Here is a 16576-nt window from a genome sequence, read left to right as displayed (position 1 = left end):
GTACTGTAGGCGCTGGTGTTGTTGCTAACGTATTGAACTAATCCTTAAGTCTCAGCAATGAGCTTATGAATTAGTCATAAAAAAGGCCATCCTATCTAGGGTGGTCTTTTTTTTGCGATAAAAAATAAATAATTTGGTCACTTACTTATATAATCTAAGTACAACCAAATGATGAGACTAATTAAATGAAAGTCATGTTTGTGATAGAAGCATTACCAACGAATGCAGTAGAACTCGAAAACGTTATTCAAACCGTTGCTGATATAGAAGCGATGGTGCAACCAGATGATGCTTGGAATCAGAAAACGTTGACAGAGTTGCTTGAGCAGGACAGCATTCGTCTGCTGATTGCTTACGATCAAGCCAAAGAAGAGAGTGTCTCTCACTGTGAAATAGTTGGCTATTGCTTATATCAAACGACTTTTGAGCAAGCAGAGGTGTTGCGTATCGGAACTGATCCAAAGTACCAACGTCAGGGCATTGCTTCACAGGTATTAAATAAACTGCATGAGCTGTTACAGCTTAATCAGGTCGAAAGTCTTTTGTTAGAAGTACGTGCCGATAATGCAGCGGCGATAGCGTTATACGAGCAACAAGCATTTAGCATCATTCATAGACGCAAAGGATATTATAAAGTGCCACATGAACCAGCAATCGATGCATTAATCATGCAGCACACTTATATTTAATGAAGAGAGTAAAGCTTAATAAAAAATAAGCAGTGATAATAAAAGTGGCTATAACCGCTATGATATAAAAGCAGGGTTAGCTAAGATTTAAACTTTATTGCAAATGAATTTTCTTTTTACAAACTTCCACATCAAGCTGATAATCGCTATCTGCTTTCATTCGACCTAAAATATCCAAGCGTTCGCTGAGCAGCTCAACCATTATGCTGATATTGGCTTGTTGTTTTTCGACTTGTTCTAGCTTTTGCTGAGTGAGTAAAAGCTGTGAATCAATATCCAAATGACCATCATAATAATCATTTAGACTGTTTTTGATTTCGGTAAGCGTAAAGCCAATAGCTTGCGCGCTTTTGATCAGCTCTATGCGTTCGATACATTCTGGATGAAATTCGGTATATAGGCGTGAGCCTGCCTGACGCTTGCGAGATTTTAGTAGGCCTAATTGCTCGTAATGGCGAACCGTATCTTTGGTCGTATTGGCTTTTGCTGCTAGCTCTCCAATCAATAGAAACGATGTATCAAGTGCCATAATAACCTCTTATTTTTTCGTTATGATAATCATAACTCTAGTTGCCACGGCGATTCGCTATCCAGTAGCGATACGGCTAACGGTTTATGAGAGTGCTTTTGCCATGGCACAGACTGGCTGCCTATCAAGTTGTCTAACTGAGTTAGAAAGTCAGCACGCGGTAAGGTAGTCGCACCTAAGCTCATCAAATGATCATTCGGTAGCTGACAGTCGACGAGTGCGACATCACTTTGCTCACATAAGCGCATTAGACCCCAAAACGCTAGCTTTGACGCATTAGATGCTCGATGAAACATTGATTCACCAAAATAGATGCCGTTTATTTTTAACCCGTATAATCCGCCAATCAGTTGACCTGCTTCGTCCCAAACTTCAATGCTATGAGCAAAGCCTTGCGCATGCAGTTTGGTATAGGCTTCGATCATCTCATGATGAATCCAAGTATGCTCACCTTCAGGCTGATTGTCATTAAGGCCATCACTGCGCGGTAAGCTACAGGCATGTATGACATCGTCAAAAGCTTGATTGAGCGTCACTTGCCAACGTTCGCGATTTGCCTGCTTACGTAGAGACTTGCTCGGTTGATAGGCAGAGGGGACAATCACACAACGCGGCTCGGGACACCACCAAGCAATAGGCTCATCTTCGTTAAACCAAGGAAATAGCCCCTGAGCGTAGGCTGATATCAGCGTTTCAGGCGCTAGGTCACCGCCCATAGCGACGATACCAATACCATCAGGATCGATAGAAATAGGATCGGGAAAGTCATAACGCCCAAGACTTTTTAAAGTCTCAGGCGTAATGTGTTTATCGTTCTGTTGAGTAAAGTTGCCCATTTAGGCTTCTTTATCTGCAGTTAGTGTTGAATCGTAAGTGTGATCACGAGCGACGGTTTCGCCCAGTGCATCCAAGTACTTTTCAGCATCCAGCGCAGCCATACAGCCTGTACCAGCAGAAGTGATGGCTTGACGGTAGACGTTATCTGCTACGTCACCTGCGGCAAACACACCTTCAATACTGGTCTGAGTGGCATTACCATTCAGGCCGCTATTAACGATCAGGTAGCCATCTTTCATGTCTAATTGACCTTTGAACAAGTCAGTGTTTGGCTTATGACCAATAGCGACAAACATACCCATTGTGTCTAGTTGTTTGGTGCTGCCATCAATCATCGATTCGATAACGATGCCATTGACGCCCATGTCATCACCGACCACTTCTTTTACTTGATGGTTCCATTCGATTTTGACATTACCATTTTTGGCTTTTTCAAATAGCTTATCTTGCAAGATTTTTTCAGAGCGCAAGCTGTCACGGCGGTGTACTAAGGTCACTTCAGACGCAATATTAGACAAGTACAAAGCTTCTTCAACCGCTGTATTACCACCACCAATCACCGCAACTTTTTGGTTCTTATAAAAGAAACCATCACAAGTGGCACAGGCTGATACGCCAAGACCTCTGAACTTAGTCTCTGATTCTAGTCCCAAGTACTGTGCAGATGCACCAGTTGAAATAATGAGCGCGTCACAAGTATAGCTACCGTTGTTACCTGTCAATTGAAAAGGACGCTCGTTTAGGTTTACTTCGTTGATATGATCGTAGACCAGTTCAGTACCGAAACGTTCAGCATGTGCTTTCATACGTTCCATCAATGCAGGACCTGTCAAATCATGCGCATCGCCTGGCCAGTTGTCGACTTCGGTAGTGGTGGTTAATTGTCCACCGACTTCCATTCCAGTAACCATAACTGGCTTGAGGTTAGCGCGTGCTGCATAGACTGCGGCAGAGTAGCCAGCAGGGCCTGAGCCTAAAATAATGAGCTTTTCGTGACGTGGAGCAGTAGTGTCAGTTGCCATGAGTTGTTCCTTGCTAAATATACGAATTAAAAATGTAAGTTATAAATATAATAAAAGACGAATATCAAAAATGACTACGAATATGCTTCTTCTAATTGCTGTGTGATAATAACATAAGGGCACAGCGCACAAAGTGCAAGTTTGCTAAAACAAACACAGGTATCATTAGAATCAAAGGATAAACGGTTTTGGAATATAAGTACGAAACATCATGTGTATTTTATAGAATTTAGGCAATACAGCTAGCCATATTTTGCCACTCGTGTTTCGCTAACCAGCTGTTTTCTTACGCAAAGTGTCTACTGATTTACTTTCTTACACGCTTTCTTGATAAGACTGTCGCCACTGCACCTATGTATTTGTTATTATAAGAAGTTATGCCAAGTGTAGTAGGAGCCAAGCGATAACGGTTGTTTCAAGGCTCTATGATCGGCACATGCCAAACAAACACTTCGCTCGGTACATTTATGTCAACACTTTATGTCAGCATGATTAGGCTTAGTCATGCATTGGCGACCATTTAGTATTAACAACAAGGCAGATCTTACGTGATATCAGCACCGCTTATTGAGTATTTAAAAAAGGGAATGTTTACCCTCCTTGGGTTAATACTGGCCGTTTATCTGTTTGTCATTTTGATGACTTACACAGGCAACGATCCTAGCTGGTCGCACATTAGTAGTGACATGACCACGATTAATAATATGGGCGGCGAGGCAGGCGCATGGTTATCCGATTTGCTATATAGCTTTTTTGGGTTTGGTGCTTGGTGGTTTTTGGCATTCGTGGTTTATGAATCTATTTTGATTTGGTGGGAAAACAAGCCAACATTTTGGCTCATGCGATTGGTCGCTTATGTGTTTTTGCTATTAAGTGCTAGCGCATTATTTGCCCAATTGGTCTCTTTAGTTCAGCAAGTCACGAACCCTGACGCAATCGGCCTCGAAGGTGTCGCTGGTGGTATCATCGGGCTAGAATTGCAGGCGCGTTTGGCACAGCTACTATCGCAGTGGGGGAGTGTGGTTTTCTTAGCAGTATTCGTTGTGATTACCGCTACGTTTGCCTTTAATATCCATTGGATGACGATATATCAAAAGGTTCGTGCGCTGTCGTGGCTTGGTTCAGGTGTAAAAAGTCAGGATGCTATTGAAGTTACTGAACCGAGCATTGCATCACAAGATGATAGCCAGAAATTAGATGAGTCGGTAGATAAAAAAGTAGAGCATGAGCAGCTGCCACTTGAGTTACAGTCTGCGGAAAATACTAACGGTACTCAAGACGTCAGCAGTAGTGGACGTTTCGGTAGTGTATTGTCAGACTTTTTGGCAACATCAGGATTGGCAGATAGTGTCAAAGCCTCTGTCATCGCAGCAAAAGCAGCGGCGACACCTAATAGCTCAAAAGGTGAGCAGGTAGATACCGATACAGTCTCGCTTAATAACTCTACTGATAATACGGTTAATAGTACAGTCCAGCCATTAGTTTCAAACTTGACTGCACCTGTTGCTCGCAAAGTTGAGCCAAGCTTTGCATGGAATGATGCCAATACGGTCGATGACTTACTTGCAAGTGAGCAAATGGCTTACAGTGCTAGTGGCATGGACAGCTCGGCTATGCCTGTACCTAACTATTCCCAAACGGGTACTAGTACCACAGCATCGTTAGAGAAAGCAGTACCTGCCACTATAGCAACTACAGTGACGGAGGCAGGTGCTCAATTAGATATACATGATAAAGAATCACTAGCTCAGCCATCAGTTGATGAGTCAGTGCACAGTGATTTGGCCAGTCAACCAGTCGTTGAACCTGCTGAGCCTAAAATCTCTACGACACATGAGATTGCAGAAGTAGATAAATTAGCAGAAGCATGGTTGGCAGAGCATGCTGATATATCAGAACCTACAGAATCTGTTGTAGAAACGTCTGAAGACTCTAAGCCTATTCAGGAAACCGTAGCAGCTGAGCCAATAGTACCAGAGAAGACTCTAGAACCTATCGTAGAAGAGCCTATTAGCTTTGCACAGGATTCAGCCAATCAGCCGTTTGATACGCCTGTAGAGCTGCCACATACTGAAAAAGCAGCAGTAGCCCCTGAGCCTGAAGTTGCTCCGATAACAGTAGAGACTGAGCCTGCATTGCCAGATGTGTCAGACGTTTCAGACATGACACCAACCAATACGCCTCCTGCCAATCCAAAAGCAGCGCCAACGGTGGAAGTAACTAGCCCAGTCTCCAATGTACAGCCTGAGCCTAAAACTGCTACCCAACCTTCTGTTAGTTTTGCTGTCCCAGAGGGCGATAGCAGCAATCATATCACTGATATGATGCCAGAGGACGACAGTGATGACGACACCAGTGTACCGGTCATGCCGCATATTAGTGATGATGCAGCCTTCAGTCAAAAATCACGCTCGATGCAAACAGCAGCTTATCGCAGCAGTCTAACGCCTATTCCAGAAGTCTCTATATTGGATAAGCCCGATCCTGATCGCAAGCCTAGCTATACTGTGGCTGAGCTAGAAAAACTGTCTGAGTTGTTAGAAATTAAACTACAAGAATTTAACGTAAAAGCCTCTGTGGTTAATGCTATTCCAGGGCCTGTCGTCACCCGTTTTGAAGTAGAGCTGGCTGCTGGGGTGAAGGCTAGTAAAGTCACAGGTATCTCGCGTGATTTAGCGCGCTCACTATCGATGGCTTCTTTGCGTGTGGTAGAAGTGATTCCGGGTAAACCGTATATCGGTATCGAAGTGCCTAACAAGAAACGTGAAATGGTACGCTTGATTGAACTGCTCAATACAGAAACGTTCAAAGACCCGAAAGCCCAGATTAGCATGGCAATGGGTAAAGATATCGGTGGTAACCCAATCATTACTGACCTTGCGCGTGCGCCGCATATGCTGGTCGCTGGTACCACAGGCTCTGGTAAGTCAGTATTGGTCAACTCGATGCTACTATCGATGCTACTCAAATATACACCCAATGAGCTGCGTCTTATCTTGATTGATCCAAAGCAGTTAGAGCTTGCTAACTATAATGATATTCCGCATTTGCTAACGCCAGTGGTTACCGATATGACGGAAGCCGCCAGTAGCTTGTCATGGTGTGTGGCCGAGATGGAACGTCGCTATCAGTTAATGAGTTTGCTAAAGGTTCGTAAGCTCAATGAGTTCAACAAGAAAGTCATCGCGGCGGAGAAATCAGGCAATCCTATGCTCGATCCTCTATGGCGACCTAATGATAGCGTCAGTATTAGCCAAGCACCTAAGCTAAAAACCTTACCTATGATTGTCATTGTCGCGGATGAGTTTGCCGATATGATTATGCAAGTTGGTAAACAAGCCGAAGAGCTCATCACACGTTTGGCGCAAAAATCGCGTGCTGCAGGTATTCATTTAATGCTAGCGACTCAGCGTCCATCAGTCGATGTAATTACGGGTCTGATTAAAGCCAACATCCCAGTGCGTGCGGCACTACGAGTCAACTCAAAAGTTGATTCACGTACGATTCTAGATAGTGGCGGTGCTGAGGACATGCTGGGTAACGGCGATATGTTGTTCTTAGGGCCAGGGCAGATTGAGCCGGACCGTGTACATGGTGCCTATGTCAGCGATGAAGAAGTTAACCGTGTCTGTGACGCTTGGCGTGAGCGCGGTGCCCCTGACTATATTGATAATATGGCAGGCAACTTTGAATTGTCTAGCCCAGGCGGTGGTAGTACAGCCAATGCCTCTGGTGAAGATGATGATTTATATAATGATGCCGTGGCCTTTATCATGGAAACACGTAAAGTTTCTGCTTCAAGCATTCAGCGTAAATTTAGCATCGGCTATAACCGTGCTGCGCGTATTGTCGACTCTATGGAAGAAGCTGGATTAGTCAGCTCGATGGGCAAAAGTGGCAAGCGTGAACTATTGATGTAGGATTAATCCTTAAGTTGATAACGAAAAAGCGAGTCATGAGAATGGCTCGTTTTTTTATGGAAAAAACTTGATAATACTTTCATAAATTGTAGGTTTAGAAGTAAGCTTTTACTATTAAATACGTTCTAGGGCGCGAAGAGTAGATTCGTATACTGGCTCATTAATTACTGAAACCATCCAGATGACTAACGAGTCCGTTTATCAAATATCAGGCACGGTTTTTTATACTAAACTGACAAGAGTTGATGAAAAAATAGTCATCAGTTTTAGAAAGTATGAATGCTACATAGTCTTAATGAAATTACTCTCCAAGGAAGGTTAGTTATGTTTAAAGAATATACTCAGTATGATGGTCTCGCCTTAGCGGCATTGGTCAATTCAGGTGAGGTCAGCGCGAAAGAATTGCTAGATGCTGCTGTCCATCAAGCCAATCAAATCAACCCTAAGCTAAATGCCATCGTGCATCGTTTTGATGAGCGCGCTTACAATGCCGCGCAGGCAGGTTTGCCTTCAGGTGTATTTACTGGCGTGCCGTATTTACTAAAAGATTTATCATTTAGTTTTGCCGACGAGCCGATTACGATGGGCAGTCGCAGCGTCAATATTATTTCAGAAAAAGACAGCGAAATCGTCAAACGGATGAAGGCGACAGGTGTTAATACCTTTGGCAAGACTAACACGCCTGAGTTTGGTCTGATTATCACGACTGAGCCAAAAGCGCATGGTGCTACTCATAATCCTTTTAAAAAAGGCTACAGCTCTGGCGGCTCGTCAGGGGGCAGTGCAGCAGCAGTTGCGAGCGGTATTGTACCGATGGCAGGCGGCGGTGATGGTGGCGGCTCGATACGTTTTCCATCTGCTTGGTGCGGTACGTTTGGGTTAAAGCCAAGCCGCGGACGTAATCCAATGGGCCCTAATCTTGGTGAAGGCTGGGAGGGGGCCGTGGCTGACCATGTGATTACGCGTTCAGTGCGCGATAGTGCGGCGATGCTAGATGCCACTAGCGGAGCAGAGATTGGTGCCCCTTACGTTATAGCTCCGCCAGACGGTACTTTTTTGCAATCGGCAATGCGTGCACCGCGAAAGCTAAAAATTGCTTTGCATCAGCAGCCTTTGATATCCAATACGACAGTGGACAAAGAGGTGTTGGCGGTACTTGTGCAAACGGCTAAACAATTAGAGTCTATGGGTCATGAAGTAGTACCAGCCGAGCCAAAAATCAATATCGAGCAGTTTTGGCATGACTTTATCGTTGTGGTCTGCGCGCATACTGCTTTTACGATTGATAACATCGAGCGTGAATTTGGGGCTGACCAGATCAAAAACCTAGAGCCGCAAACCTATAATATGGCACTGCTTGGGCGTTCGCTATCAGCGGTTGATTTGGCACACGCCAAACATGGCTGGCATCATAGCCAGTATCAGACAGGTCTATTACTAGAAGACTACGACATGATTTTATGCCCGACTGTGCCCACGCCTGCGGTAAAGCATGGTGTACTACCGCCTAGCCGTATGGATGAGATGATGATGCGTAGCGCCGAGGTGCTTAACAAGGGCTTTAATATGGGTAGATATGCCTTTAGCTCAGGCATGATAGAAAAGCTCAGTGCCCCTGTATTAGGTAAGATGGGCTTTACACTATTGGGTAATGTTACAGGGTTACCCGCGATGTCAGTACCCGTCGGTATGAGCAAAAACGGCCTACCGATTGGCATGCAATTAATCGGGCGTATGAATGATGAAGCGACATTATTCAGCGTGGCAGGTGAGATGGAGCGCGCAGGTTTATTTACCAAACACGCTTTTGAGAAGTAGGGTTAAGCTATAGTTTGGATTGATAACACTCAATCAAAGCGATAGATATCCATACCCAAACTATGATGGGCCATACTTTGATGAACGACAGAGACGCGCTGACCATTACCTAGTGCAAAAAACAGCGGTAGCAAGTGCTCATCACTTGGATGAATGTCCTTGTAGTCTGGGTATTGCTGCCAATCGAGTGCCGTGGGAATGTCTATCTTGAGCTGCTGCAACAACCATTGTTTAAACGCTTTGGCTGCTTGATCGATGCTGTTAGCTTCCCAGCGCAATGCTTGCAAATTATGCGTAATGTTACCTGAACCAATGACGAGAATTTGCTCATCACGCAGATGTGCCAACTGTGCACCTAACTGATAGCAGGCAATACTGTCATAATGCTGCGGCAATGATATCTGTACGATAGGTACATCGGCTTCTGGATACAGGTGACTGAGCGGCGCCCACACACCATGATCACAAGCACGTACTGGATTGACACTACAAGTAATGCCACGTGCGGTCAGCTGCTGCGCAAGTGTTTCAGCCAGTGCTGGCTGGCCTATAGCAGGATACTGAATGTCGTAAAGTTCAGGCGAAAATCCTGAAAAGTCATGCCACGTCTTTGGCTGTGGATTACTACTAATCTCTAGCTTTGCTGACTGCCAATGCGCTGACATGATGACTATGGCACGTGGTTTAGGTAAGTTTTGACCGATACGAGCCAGTGCACTGGTCGTCGCAGACTGCTCAATCGCAAGCGTAGGCGCGCCATGCGAGATAAAGAGCGCTGGTAGCTTAGATGTGTTTGTCGCTACATCAGACGTATTTTCCCATGCGGCAGCCGCTGTGATAGGCGTCTGCACACTATGATGGTCATCACGTTGTTGAGAGGACTTAGAGGTGTTGGGTGTCGCACGTTTTGGATATTTCATGTTGCATTTATTAGGGCGTGCGCCAGTTTTTCAATCTATTTTAGGGTTGATGTTTTAAATCAAACAAATAGCTTAAGGCGTGTTCCCATTTTTAAAATGAGGACATGCCCTAGTATTTTATTTAATTACCACGGTGATAAGGGTGGTTATTGTTGATACTCATCGCGCGATACAATTGTTCCATAAGTACGACGCGTACTAGCGGATGTGGCAATGTCAGTGCTGATAGTGATAACTTTGCATCAGCCTTTGCCAATACTTCTGGCGAGACACCATCTGCACCGCCGATGACCAAGGCAATATCATCGCCTTGCAGCATGCCATCAGAGAGCTTATCAGCCAGTCCTTCGGTCGAAATCATCTTGCCTTTGACATCTAATACCCACAATTGCTCGCGGCTTGATGCATTATGAGCGGCTAGTATGGCCTGACCTTCTTGCTCACGGTACTGTGCCAAATTGGCATCTGAAGGGTTCTTTGCCCGCTTGGCTGCCGCAATTTCGACAATTTCTGTGCTTAGCATCGGTTGAATGCGTTTGTAATATTCGTCAAAACCCGTCTGTACCCAGCTAGGCATTTTATTGCCAACGGTCAAAATCCTTACTTTCATAATACTTACCATCTCGATAATTGAATTCAAGCTTACTAAGGTGTGTTCTTAATAGTTGTATCGTTCTTTGTTGTCTGCAATTTACATCAGAGGGTTGATCGTCTCTGATACGTTGCTACCTGCGCCTTGATCATCGTCGCTTTTATCACTTTGGCTTGGCTTTGGAATGACAGTCAATTTTGCATCAGACTCAAAAACAATAGCTTCGACATCGTCAAAACTATTAATCCCTTCAGAACGCATGGCACATTCGATTTCTTGGCGCGTCAAGCGCTCATCACGCATGGCATCTGGCAAAAACTGCCCTTGATAAAAAACGATACGCGGCTCTGATAAAATAAAGTTACTAAATTGCGGTGAAACAGACGCATATTTGGTCACCACAAATTGCAATAGGTACAGCACTAAAATAGACGAAACCCCTTCGACAAAGGGAATATCTTTGAGCAAAATTGTACTGGCACCTAACGAGCCGATCATGACTGTCACGATCCAATCGAAGTTGTTGAGCTGTGACGTTGAGCGTTTGCCAGAGACTTTGGTGACTGTCACGATCAACACGTAAACCATAACAGTCGTCAAAACAATACGACCAAGCTTGTCTATGTTGTCAAAAAAGATCATGTCCATAATGTTCGCTCCTATTATAAAGGTAAAACAAGTCATCGCTAAAATACTACTTACTAGGGCGCGTCTTACTTTGTCTCATTTTTAGTACTATTCTTAAAATAATGACATGCCCTAAACTTAGCCTAACGGATTTTACGCATTAGCAGGGGAAAACTTTGTAGCACCTTGTAGATGATGGTTTGTACTTACGTTGATTTGCGTATAGGGTCTAATAATCGATTGATAGACCATAGGCTGATTCGTGCACTGACTAGAGTGAGAACCAGCATTAGCATCAGTGATGAAAGCAGGGGTAGTGGACGTTGCATCGCCATCTCAAACAATACCTCACGGCTTATCGTATCAAACAGCCAAAACCAGATGGCTGAAAAATAAATGACCGTCAGCATCCAGACAATCACAACCCCACCAAACATCAATTTATTAATCTCATCTCGCGCTAATGCTCGCTTCTGATGTTTGATAAATTTACTGACAGCGATATAAGCACCCACGATAATAGAAACCACCATGACCAATTGCGGATTGAGCGCAAGTTTGGTCTGTATCATCATAAATATGGTACTGGCAAGCGTGTATCCAATCGCAAAAAAACCAACATATCGAGCCAGTTTAGGCTGCACTTGTACAAGTGTCTGGGGTTTGTTGAGACTGGTTGTCTGGCGTGACATAAGCTAACCTTTATAAAGGTAAAAAATAGAGTATGGATAATACAACGTCTTAAAGCGTTAAAATCAGCGCTGTGCTGTCCAGTCGAGCATGGCATCTAACACAGGCCTAGCGGCATAAGGATTTAATGCTTGCTCAGTATTGATTATGCCGACGACAACGTAATCCTGTCCTGACAGTCCTTTGACGTAACCTGCCATTGAGGTGACGTTATTTAACGTGCCAGTTTTTATCCATGCGCGGCCAGTGGCTGTTGATTCAGGCAAGCGATCGCTATGGGCGGCAATAGTGCCACTAACCCCAGCGACCCCTAACGAGTCGACATAGGCTTCAAAATTTGGTCGACCATAAGCATAAGTCAGTAGCTCGCTTAGGTTGGCTGCGGTGATAGTACACTCGCGGCAAAGCCCTGAGCCATTGGTCAAATGTGGCGGCGGCGTACTGAGGTTGGTTTGCCACCATTGATTGATGGTTTGTAAGGCTGCTGGATAGTCTGTCGTAGCAGGTTTGCCAAATTGATATAAGCTATCAGCCTTTTTACCATTAGCTTTAACAGCCGCTACCTTATTATCCATCTCATTACTAGTACTGGCTTCATGACTGCTTGGATTAGTCGCAGTTGTGCTAGCAGGTATTGTTTGAGTCAGCCTTTCTTTATCATAAGCGCCTATAGATAACGCCACTTGCTCAGCCATGACATTGTTTGAGAAGTGGTTAATGTCATGAATCTGCTCGGTTAAATTCAACGACGGATAGCTGACCATGGGTAGAGGAGACATCGCGATAGCCGTAAGTCCGTGCGCTCGTTTCGTCGCCTTGGTCATATCGTAAGGGGTTTCTTGTGAGATCACCTGCCCACTCAAAGTATTCCCCAACGCTTGCCATTTGGCAGCGATGACGTGTGCCGCAAACTCTTTGGCATTGGGATATGCCACGTAGAAGATATGCTCACCGCAGCTATCTGGCAGACTGGCATTTAATACGAGCTGCGTGTTTTGCCACTGCGGCGCTAGGCTATAGCTTGCTTGCCCACAACTGGCTGCACGAGTATTGATTGTAGCAGGCAGCTGATAGTTGGCTAACCGCGGCTTATAGGTCACATTTGCTTGGCCATTATCTTGAGGGTAAGTTTTGATACCAATGGTGCTAAAGTTAACCAAAAACCCATCTGGACTAGCGTTATAAGGGCGTAGCGGTGAGTTATCAAAGGCAGCAGGATCTTTACTAACATTATTAAAAACTGCGCTGTCGATGATGATGTCACCATCGATATGACGAATACCTGATGCTTGCACTTTATACAGCAACTGCTTCAGACGTTCGTGGGTCATTTTGGGGTCGCCACTTCCTTGAATAATCAAGTCACCATGTAGACGGTTGCCGATGACAATACCTGTGTGATAAACCCGTGTATGCCACACAAAATCTGCCCCTAAAGTGTCCAAAGCGATAAAGCTAGGCACGAGTTTCATGGTGCTGGCAGGCGTACGAGGGATGTCAGACTGGTGATCTAACAAAGGCGAAAATGAAATCTTTATAGAGGCTTTATTATTGCTCTCAGTATCTTGGGCCTTGGCATTCTGATCAAGCGTATGCTGAGGTTCGTCAGGAATAACCGTTGGAATGCTCTCTACGCTCTGATAAGTATAAGGGTCATCGGTATAGGTATGTATCTTTCGCTCGTGCTTCTCAATAGTGCGCTGCTCTATGGTAATTAAGACGTTCTGGTGGCTCGGGTCGCTGGTACTTGTATCCGTAGAGGCGTTCGTAACTGGATGCTCAGATACTATAGTAGTTGCAGATTGGCTGTCAGGTTCATCACTATCAATGACTTGAATAGGAGCAGGCAGACGGCTGGCAGTCTTGTCACCTACAGGTGTAATAACGATACTGATATCCGCTTCTGTCAAATCGGCACGTGCCAAGGCTTTTTGAATGGCTGCTGGTAACACGGCTTGAGCATGTATCGGTGCGACTATAACCGCTGCCAATAACGCTAACCTAGATAGACGTTTATTAGGTTGGTTTAGCGGTCGCAAATGACGACAAAGCGTGTTGATTTTGGTTGCAGCAGTAGAGTAATGGCGGCGTTTAGAAGGGTATCGCATGAGCATCTTTCATCAGGTGGCAAAAACAGCCTATGGTAACATGAGTTGCTGTTTCCGCACACGATGTCAGCAGTACAATTTTAGCAATAACGACGCCCTTATTTATGTAACTAACTCTAACTACAGATTGAACTGAGAGCATGCTTTACTGCTAACGCACATGTAGAAAAGCCATCGCCGTCATGACAGCATCGTTATAAGCATCATGCGCGCCCAGTTCAGGAATGTTGTAATGGGCTAGAATACGATTCAGATGTTGAGCTTGTCCAGAAAGCCCTTGTGTATGTCCGCTGATACGCCGACTGTACAGGTGCCGCAAATCTATGACTTCGTTTGGTAGCGAGGTTCCTATATAGCGTTTGACCAAAGGATTCAAAAAAGCCATGTCTAGCTGTGTGCAGAATCCAACGATTGGTCGATTACCTATGAATGGTAGCAGCAGTGCCAACATATCATCGTAATTCATGCCATGTTCAACATCGGCGGTACGCAAGCCATGAATGACAATAGTGTCGCGGTCTGGCATCACAGGAGGTCTGCAAACCAAATGCATGCCATTACCTGTGTCGATGGTATTGCCATTAATATGTATCACTGCCACAGACAGCAGGTGATGCTTCTTGGGGTTCAGCCCTGTCATCTCGCAATCAATCGCCACCCACTGCTCAGCCGAAGGTGTCGTAAACATTGAGGCCAGCTCTGGACGCTGTAATTGCGTCTTTTGCCAAGCGCAAGATAACTGCTGTAACCAGCTCATATTGGTTGCTCATCCATCTATGTTATTTTTGTATTTATAAAAATCTCTCTATTTATGGAGTCTCTGTACTAAGACTGCCACATTTATGCGATTTCTAGTTGATAGTGTTGACGCAATTGATTCTTAAAACTTTTGACCACGGCCAGACACTCTTTGAGTAGGTCACGTTCAAGCGCAGTCAAAGTCGTTGGATCTACTTGCCGTGCATGCTTATCGTCGGTTGAGAGCGCCACAGATAAGCGCTGCGCCATAAAAAACTCTAGCGCTTCTAGTAGAGTATCAGCGCGTTCTTGGGTCATAGCATCAACCTGTACCAAGCCCTTTAAACGCGCCTTGGTACTAGGCACATCGAGCACATTGTTTTCTAATGCTAAGGTACGGATACCATGAACCAATGGAAAGATACCGGCTTTTTTTAGGTCAATATCAGATGATGCTGATTTGCCGCCTAGTAAAGGTACAAACTTTTGCCACCATTGATTAACATCGCCAAACTGTAGCGCTGCCCGTGCAAACTGCCTGACAAACATAGGGTCTGCTTGTTGATGAGCAAGCTTTAAATGCTGACGTACTTGAGTAAGCAGTGACTCATCGCCGCAGACGTATTCACCATCTAGTATCGCAGACAAGTAAATACCATGCATTGGGTCGGAGTTACTAAACCATAGGTTAATTTGTGCAGTGAATTGCTTGAGCGGTTGTCGCCACATAGGATTGGTCATCATAATATTGCCATCACACAGTGGGTAGCCAAGCGTTGCTAAATGGGTATTAAAAGTATCAGAAAACTGTGCCAAATCAGAGTGTCTATAGCCATCACGAATGATGAGCGCATTGTCTTGATCGGTACGCATGATTTGCTCACCGCGCCCTTCTGAACCCATAACGATAAGGCAGGTATTGGCCATCACTTCATCAGGTACGATTAGCTGCCATAGCTTGGTAAATACCTGCGCATTTAGCGTCTGTACCATACGACTGATATTGCCGATTTTGACACCATTGTGATGCTGTGCTCGAATATAGCGGCCGATCAGCTCAACAGCGGTATCTAGGCTTGATAAGTCCTGCGCCTGTTCGATTTGAATACTAATGAGCTGTGAGTGATGACCAATGTGAGCGAGCATATCGCTTTGCCCAAGCACACCAACGACATCGCCACTCTTATCAATGACTGGTAGTCTATGAATCCGGTAGCGAGTCATGGTCAGCAGCGCATCGCCAATCTCATCACTGGCTTTGATCGTACGCAGATTAAAATTTGCATAGCGCTGGCAAGGGGTGATAGCTGGATCTTGTCTGTCACTCACCGCGCGGCAGATATCAGTATCGGTCAAAATCCCTAAAAGTAATCTTGTCTCATGTTGCGCTGTTTGTGAGCCACTTAAGCCATGTAACGGTCTGACCAGTACATGTTTTAATCCAGCTTTGGTCATGATGCGGGCCGCTTCGTACAAGCTATCATTGGCATCGACGATATGTACTGGTAACAGGTGAACATCTATCACTGGCTGCAGCATGATTTGCTGTACTTCTTGTTGGTTGGTATAGCTGGCAGGATCTAGCGTTTTATTATGACGTCGTTGGCGCAATGCTTTTAATCGTTCGGGCAGTTTGTCTGATAGCATTTGCCGTACCAAGTGATTTTGCGCGCTGATTTTATCGATAGCAGTGCCAGCGACTTGGAGCAGTAAAGTGTCTTCATTGGCGCGGAATTGATAAGGCTGTATAGACGTACTTTCAGGATCTAGCTTATTATCTTTGGTAAGTGACTCAGGTAGGCGGCGACTATCAAACCAATCATTATTATTCAGACCGTCAGCGTGATTGCTACCTACATAGGACGCGACAAACTCACCATCTAGTGATTGCTCGATTTGCCCTTTGATGACCACATACAGACATTGCAGTTCCTCTGCAGGCAAGCTTTCATTTTTGGCAAGGTAGCGTATCTGGGTGTTTTTTCTAATGCTTTGACGCTCGGCTAAGCTCAATACGTCGAAGGGCGGTTGGCTAAAATCAAGATGGGGCATGGCATCATCCTTGATGGCATATTTTCGGCAGAGA

Annotated in this window: 13 protein-coding genes; 3 read left to right on the top strand and 10 right to left on the bottom strand. The window is 45.0% G+C overall.

Features of this window, described 5'->3' with window-relative positions:
• The first annotated feature begins 185 nt into the window (after window positions 1-185).
• A complete protein-coding gene (gene rimI / locus JMY00_RS12305) occupies window positions 186-689 on the top strand; it encodes a ribosomal protein S18-alanine N-acetyltransferase (RefSeq protein ID WP_240990746.1) in 504 nt (167 codons plus the stop codon).
• Between the two features lie 94 nt (window positions 690-783).
• Here the strand turns inward: rimI and JMY00_RS12300 are convergent, their stop codons facing one another.
• From JMY00_RS12300 to trxB, 3 genes are read right to left on the bottom strand one after another with little or no spacing between them, the layout of a single operon-like run.
• Complete coding sequence (locus tag JMY00_RS12300) at window positions 784-1218, bottom strand: MerR family transcriptional regulator (RefSeq protein ID WP_179799610.1); 435 nt, start codon at window positions 1216-1218, stop codon at window positions 784-786.
• A gap of 29 nt (window positions 1219-1247) precedes the next feature.
• A complete protein-coding gene (aat, locus tag JMY00_RS12295) occupies window positions 1248-2054 on the bottom strand; it encodes a leucyl/phenylalanyl-tRNA--protein transferase (protein ID WP_201580348.1) in 807 nt (268 codons plus the stop codon).
• A complete protein-coding gene (gene trxB, locus JMY00_RS12290) occupies window positions 2055-3077 on the bottom strand; it encodes a thioredoxin-disulfide reductase (RefSeq protein ID WP_201580347.1) in 1023 nt (340 codons plus the stop codon). It lies immediately after the preceding gene.
• Between the two features lie 587 nt (window positions 3078-3664).
• On the opposite strand from trxB, the gene JMY00_RS12285 reads away from it, so the two are divergent.
• Together JMY00_RS12285 and JMY00_RS12280 are read left to right on the top strand one after the other, a co-directional pair.
• Complete coding sequence (locus JMY00_RS12285; RefSeq protein WP_240990745.1) at window positions 3665-6997, top strand: DNA translocase FtsK; 3333 nt, start codon at window positions 3665-3667, stop codon at window positions 6995-6997.
• Between the two features lie 324 nt (window positions 6998-7321).
• The gene (locus tag JMY00_RS12280) at window positions 7322-8815 is read left to right on the top strand and encodes an amidase (RefSeq protein ID WP_201580345.1); all 1494 of its coding nucleotides are present in this window, start codon (window positions 7322-7324) and stop codon (window positions 8813-8815) included.
• A gap of 29 nt (window positions 8816-8844) precedes the next feature.
• On the opposite strand, the gene JMY00_RS12275 is transcribed toward JMY00_RS12280, so the two are convergent.
• The 7 genes from JMY00_RS12275 to JMY00_RS12245 all read right to left on the bottom strand — a co-directional run bounded on the left by JMY00_RS12275 (window position 8845) and on the right by JMY00_RS12245 (window position 16542).
• The gene (locus JMY00_RS12275) at window positions 8845-9735 is read right to left on the bottom strand and encodes a class III extradiol ring-cleavage dioxygenase (RefSeq protein WP_201580344.1); all 891 of its coding nucleotides are present in this window, start codon (window positions 9733-9735) and stop codon (window positions 8845-8847) included.
• 121 nt (window positions 9736-9856) lie between these two features.
• Window positions 9857-10345: a 23S rRNA (pseudouridine(1915)-N(3))-methyltransferase RlmH gene (gene rlmH / locus JMY00_RS12270; RefSeq protein ID WP_101204969.1), complete on the bottom strand. Its 489-nt coding sequence runs from the start codon at window positions 10343-10345 to the stop codon at window positions 9857-9859.
• A gap of 81 nt (window positions 10346-10426) precedes the next feature.
• Window positions 10427-10975 carry a YetF domain-containing protein gene (locus JMY00_RS12265; protein WP_201580343.1) on the bottom strand — a complete coding sequence of 183 codons (549 nt, stop codon included), beginning with the start codon at window positions 10973-10975 and terminating at the stop codon, window positions 10427-10429.
• Window positions 10976-11160: 185 nt separating this feature from the next.
• Window positions 11161-11646, bottom strand: a complete 486-nt coding sequence (locus JMY00_RS12260) for an ABZJ_00895 family protein (protein WP_057758504.1) — start codon at window positions 11644-11646, stop codon at window positions 11161-11163.
• 63 nt (window positions 11647-11709) lie between these two features.
• Window positions 11710-13752: a D-alanyl-D-alanine carboxypeptidase gene (locus JMY00_RS12255; RefSeq protein WP_201580342.1), complete on the bottom strand. Its 2043-nt coding sequence runs from the start codon at window positions 13750-13752 to the stop codon at window positions 11710-11712.
• A gap of 151 nt (window positions 13753-13903) precedes the next feature.
• Window positions 13904-14509, bottom strand: a complete 606-nt coding sequence (locus JMY00_RS12250; RefSeq protein ID WP_201580341.1) for a 3'-5' exonuclease — start codon at window positions 14507-14509, stop codon at window positions 13904-13906.
• 83 nt (window positions 14510-14592) lie between these two features.
• The gene (locus tag JMY00_RS12245) at window positions 14593-16542 is read right to left on the bottom strand and encodes a DUF294 nucleotidyltransferase-like domain-containing protein (RefSeq protein ID WP_201580340.1); all 1950 of its coding nucleotides are present in this window, start codon (window positions 16540-16542) and stop codon (window positions 14593-14595) included.
• Between the last annotated feature and the right edge of the window lie 34 nt (window positions 16543-16576).

Source organism: Psychrobacter sp. Pi2-52 (assembly GCF_904846705.1).
Classification (GTDB): domain Bacteria; phylum Pseudomonadota; class Gammaproteobacteria; order Pseudomonadales; family Moraxellaceae; genus Psychrobacter.
Note: the sequence above shows the minus strand (reverse complement) of the source record. Positions and strands in the feature narration are given on the sequence as shown.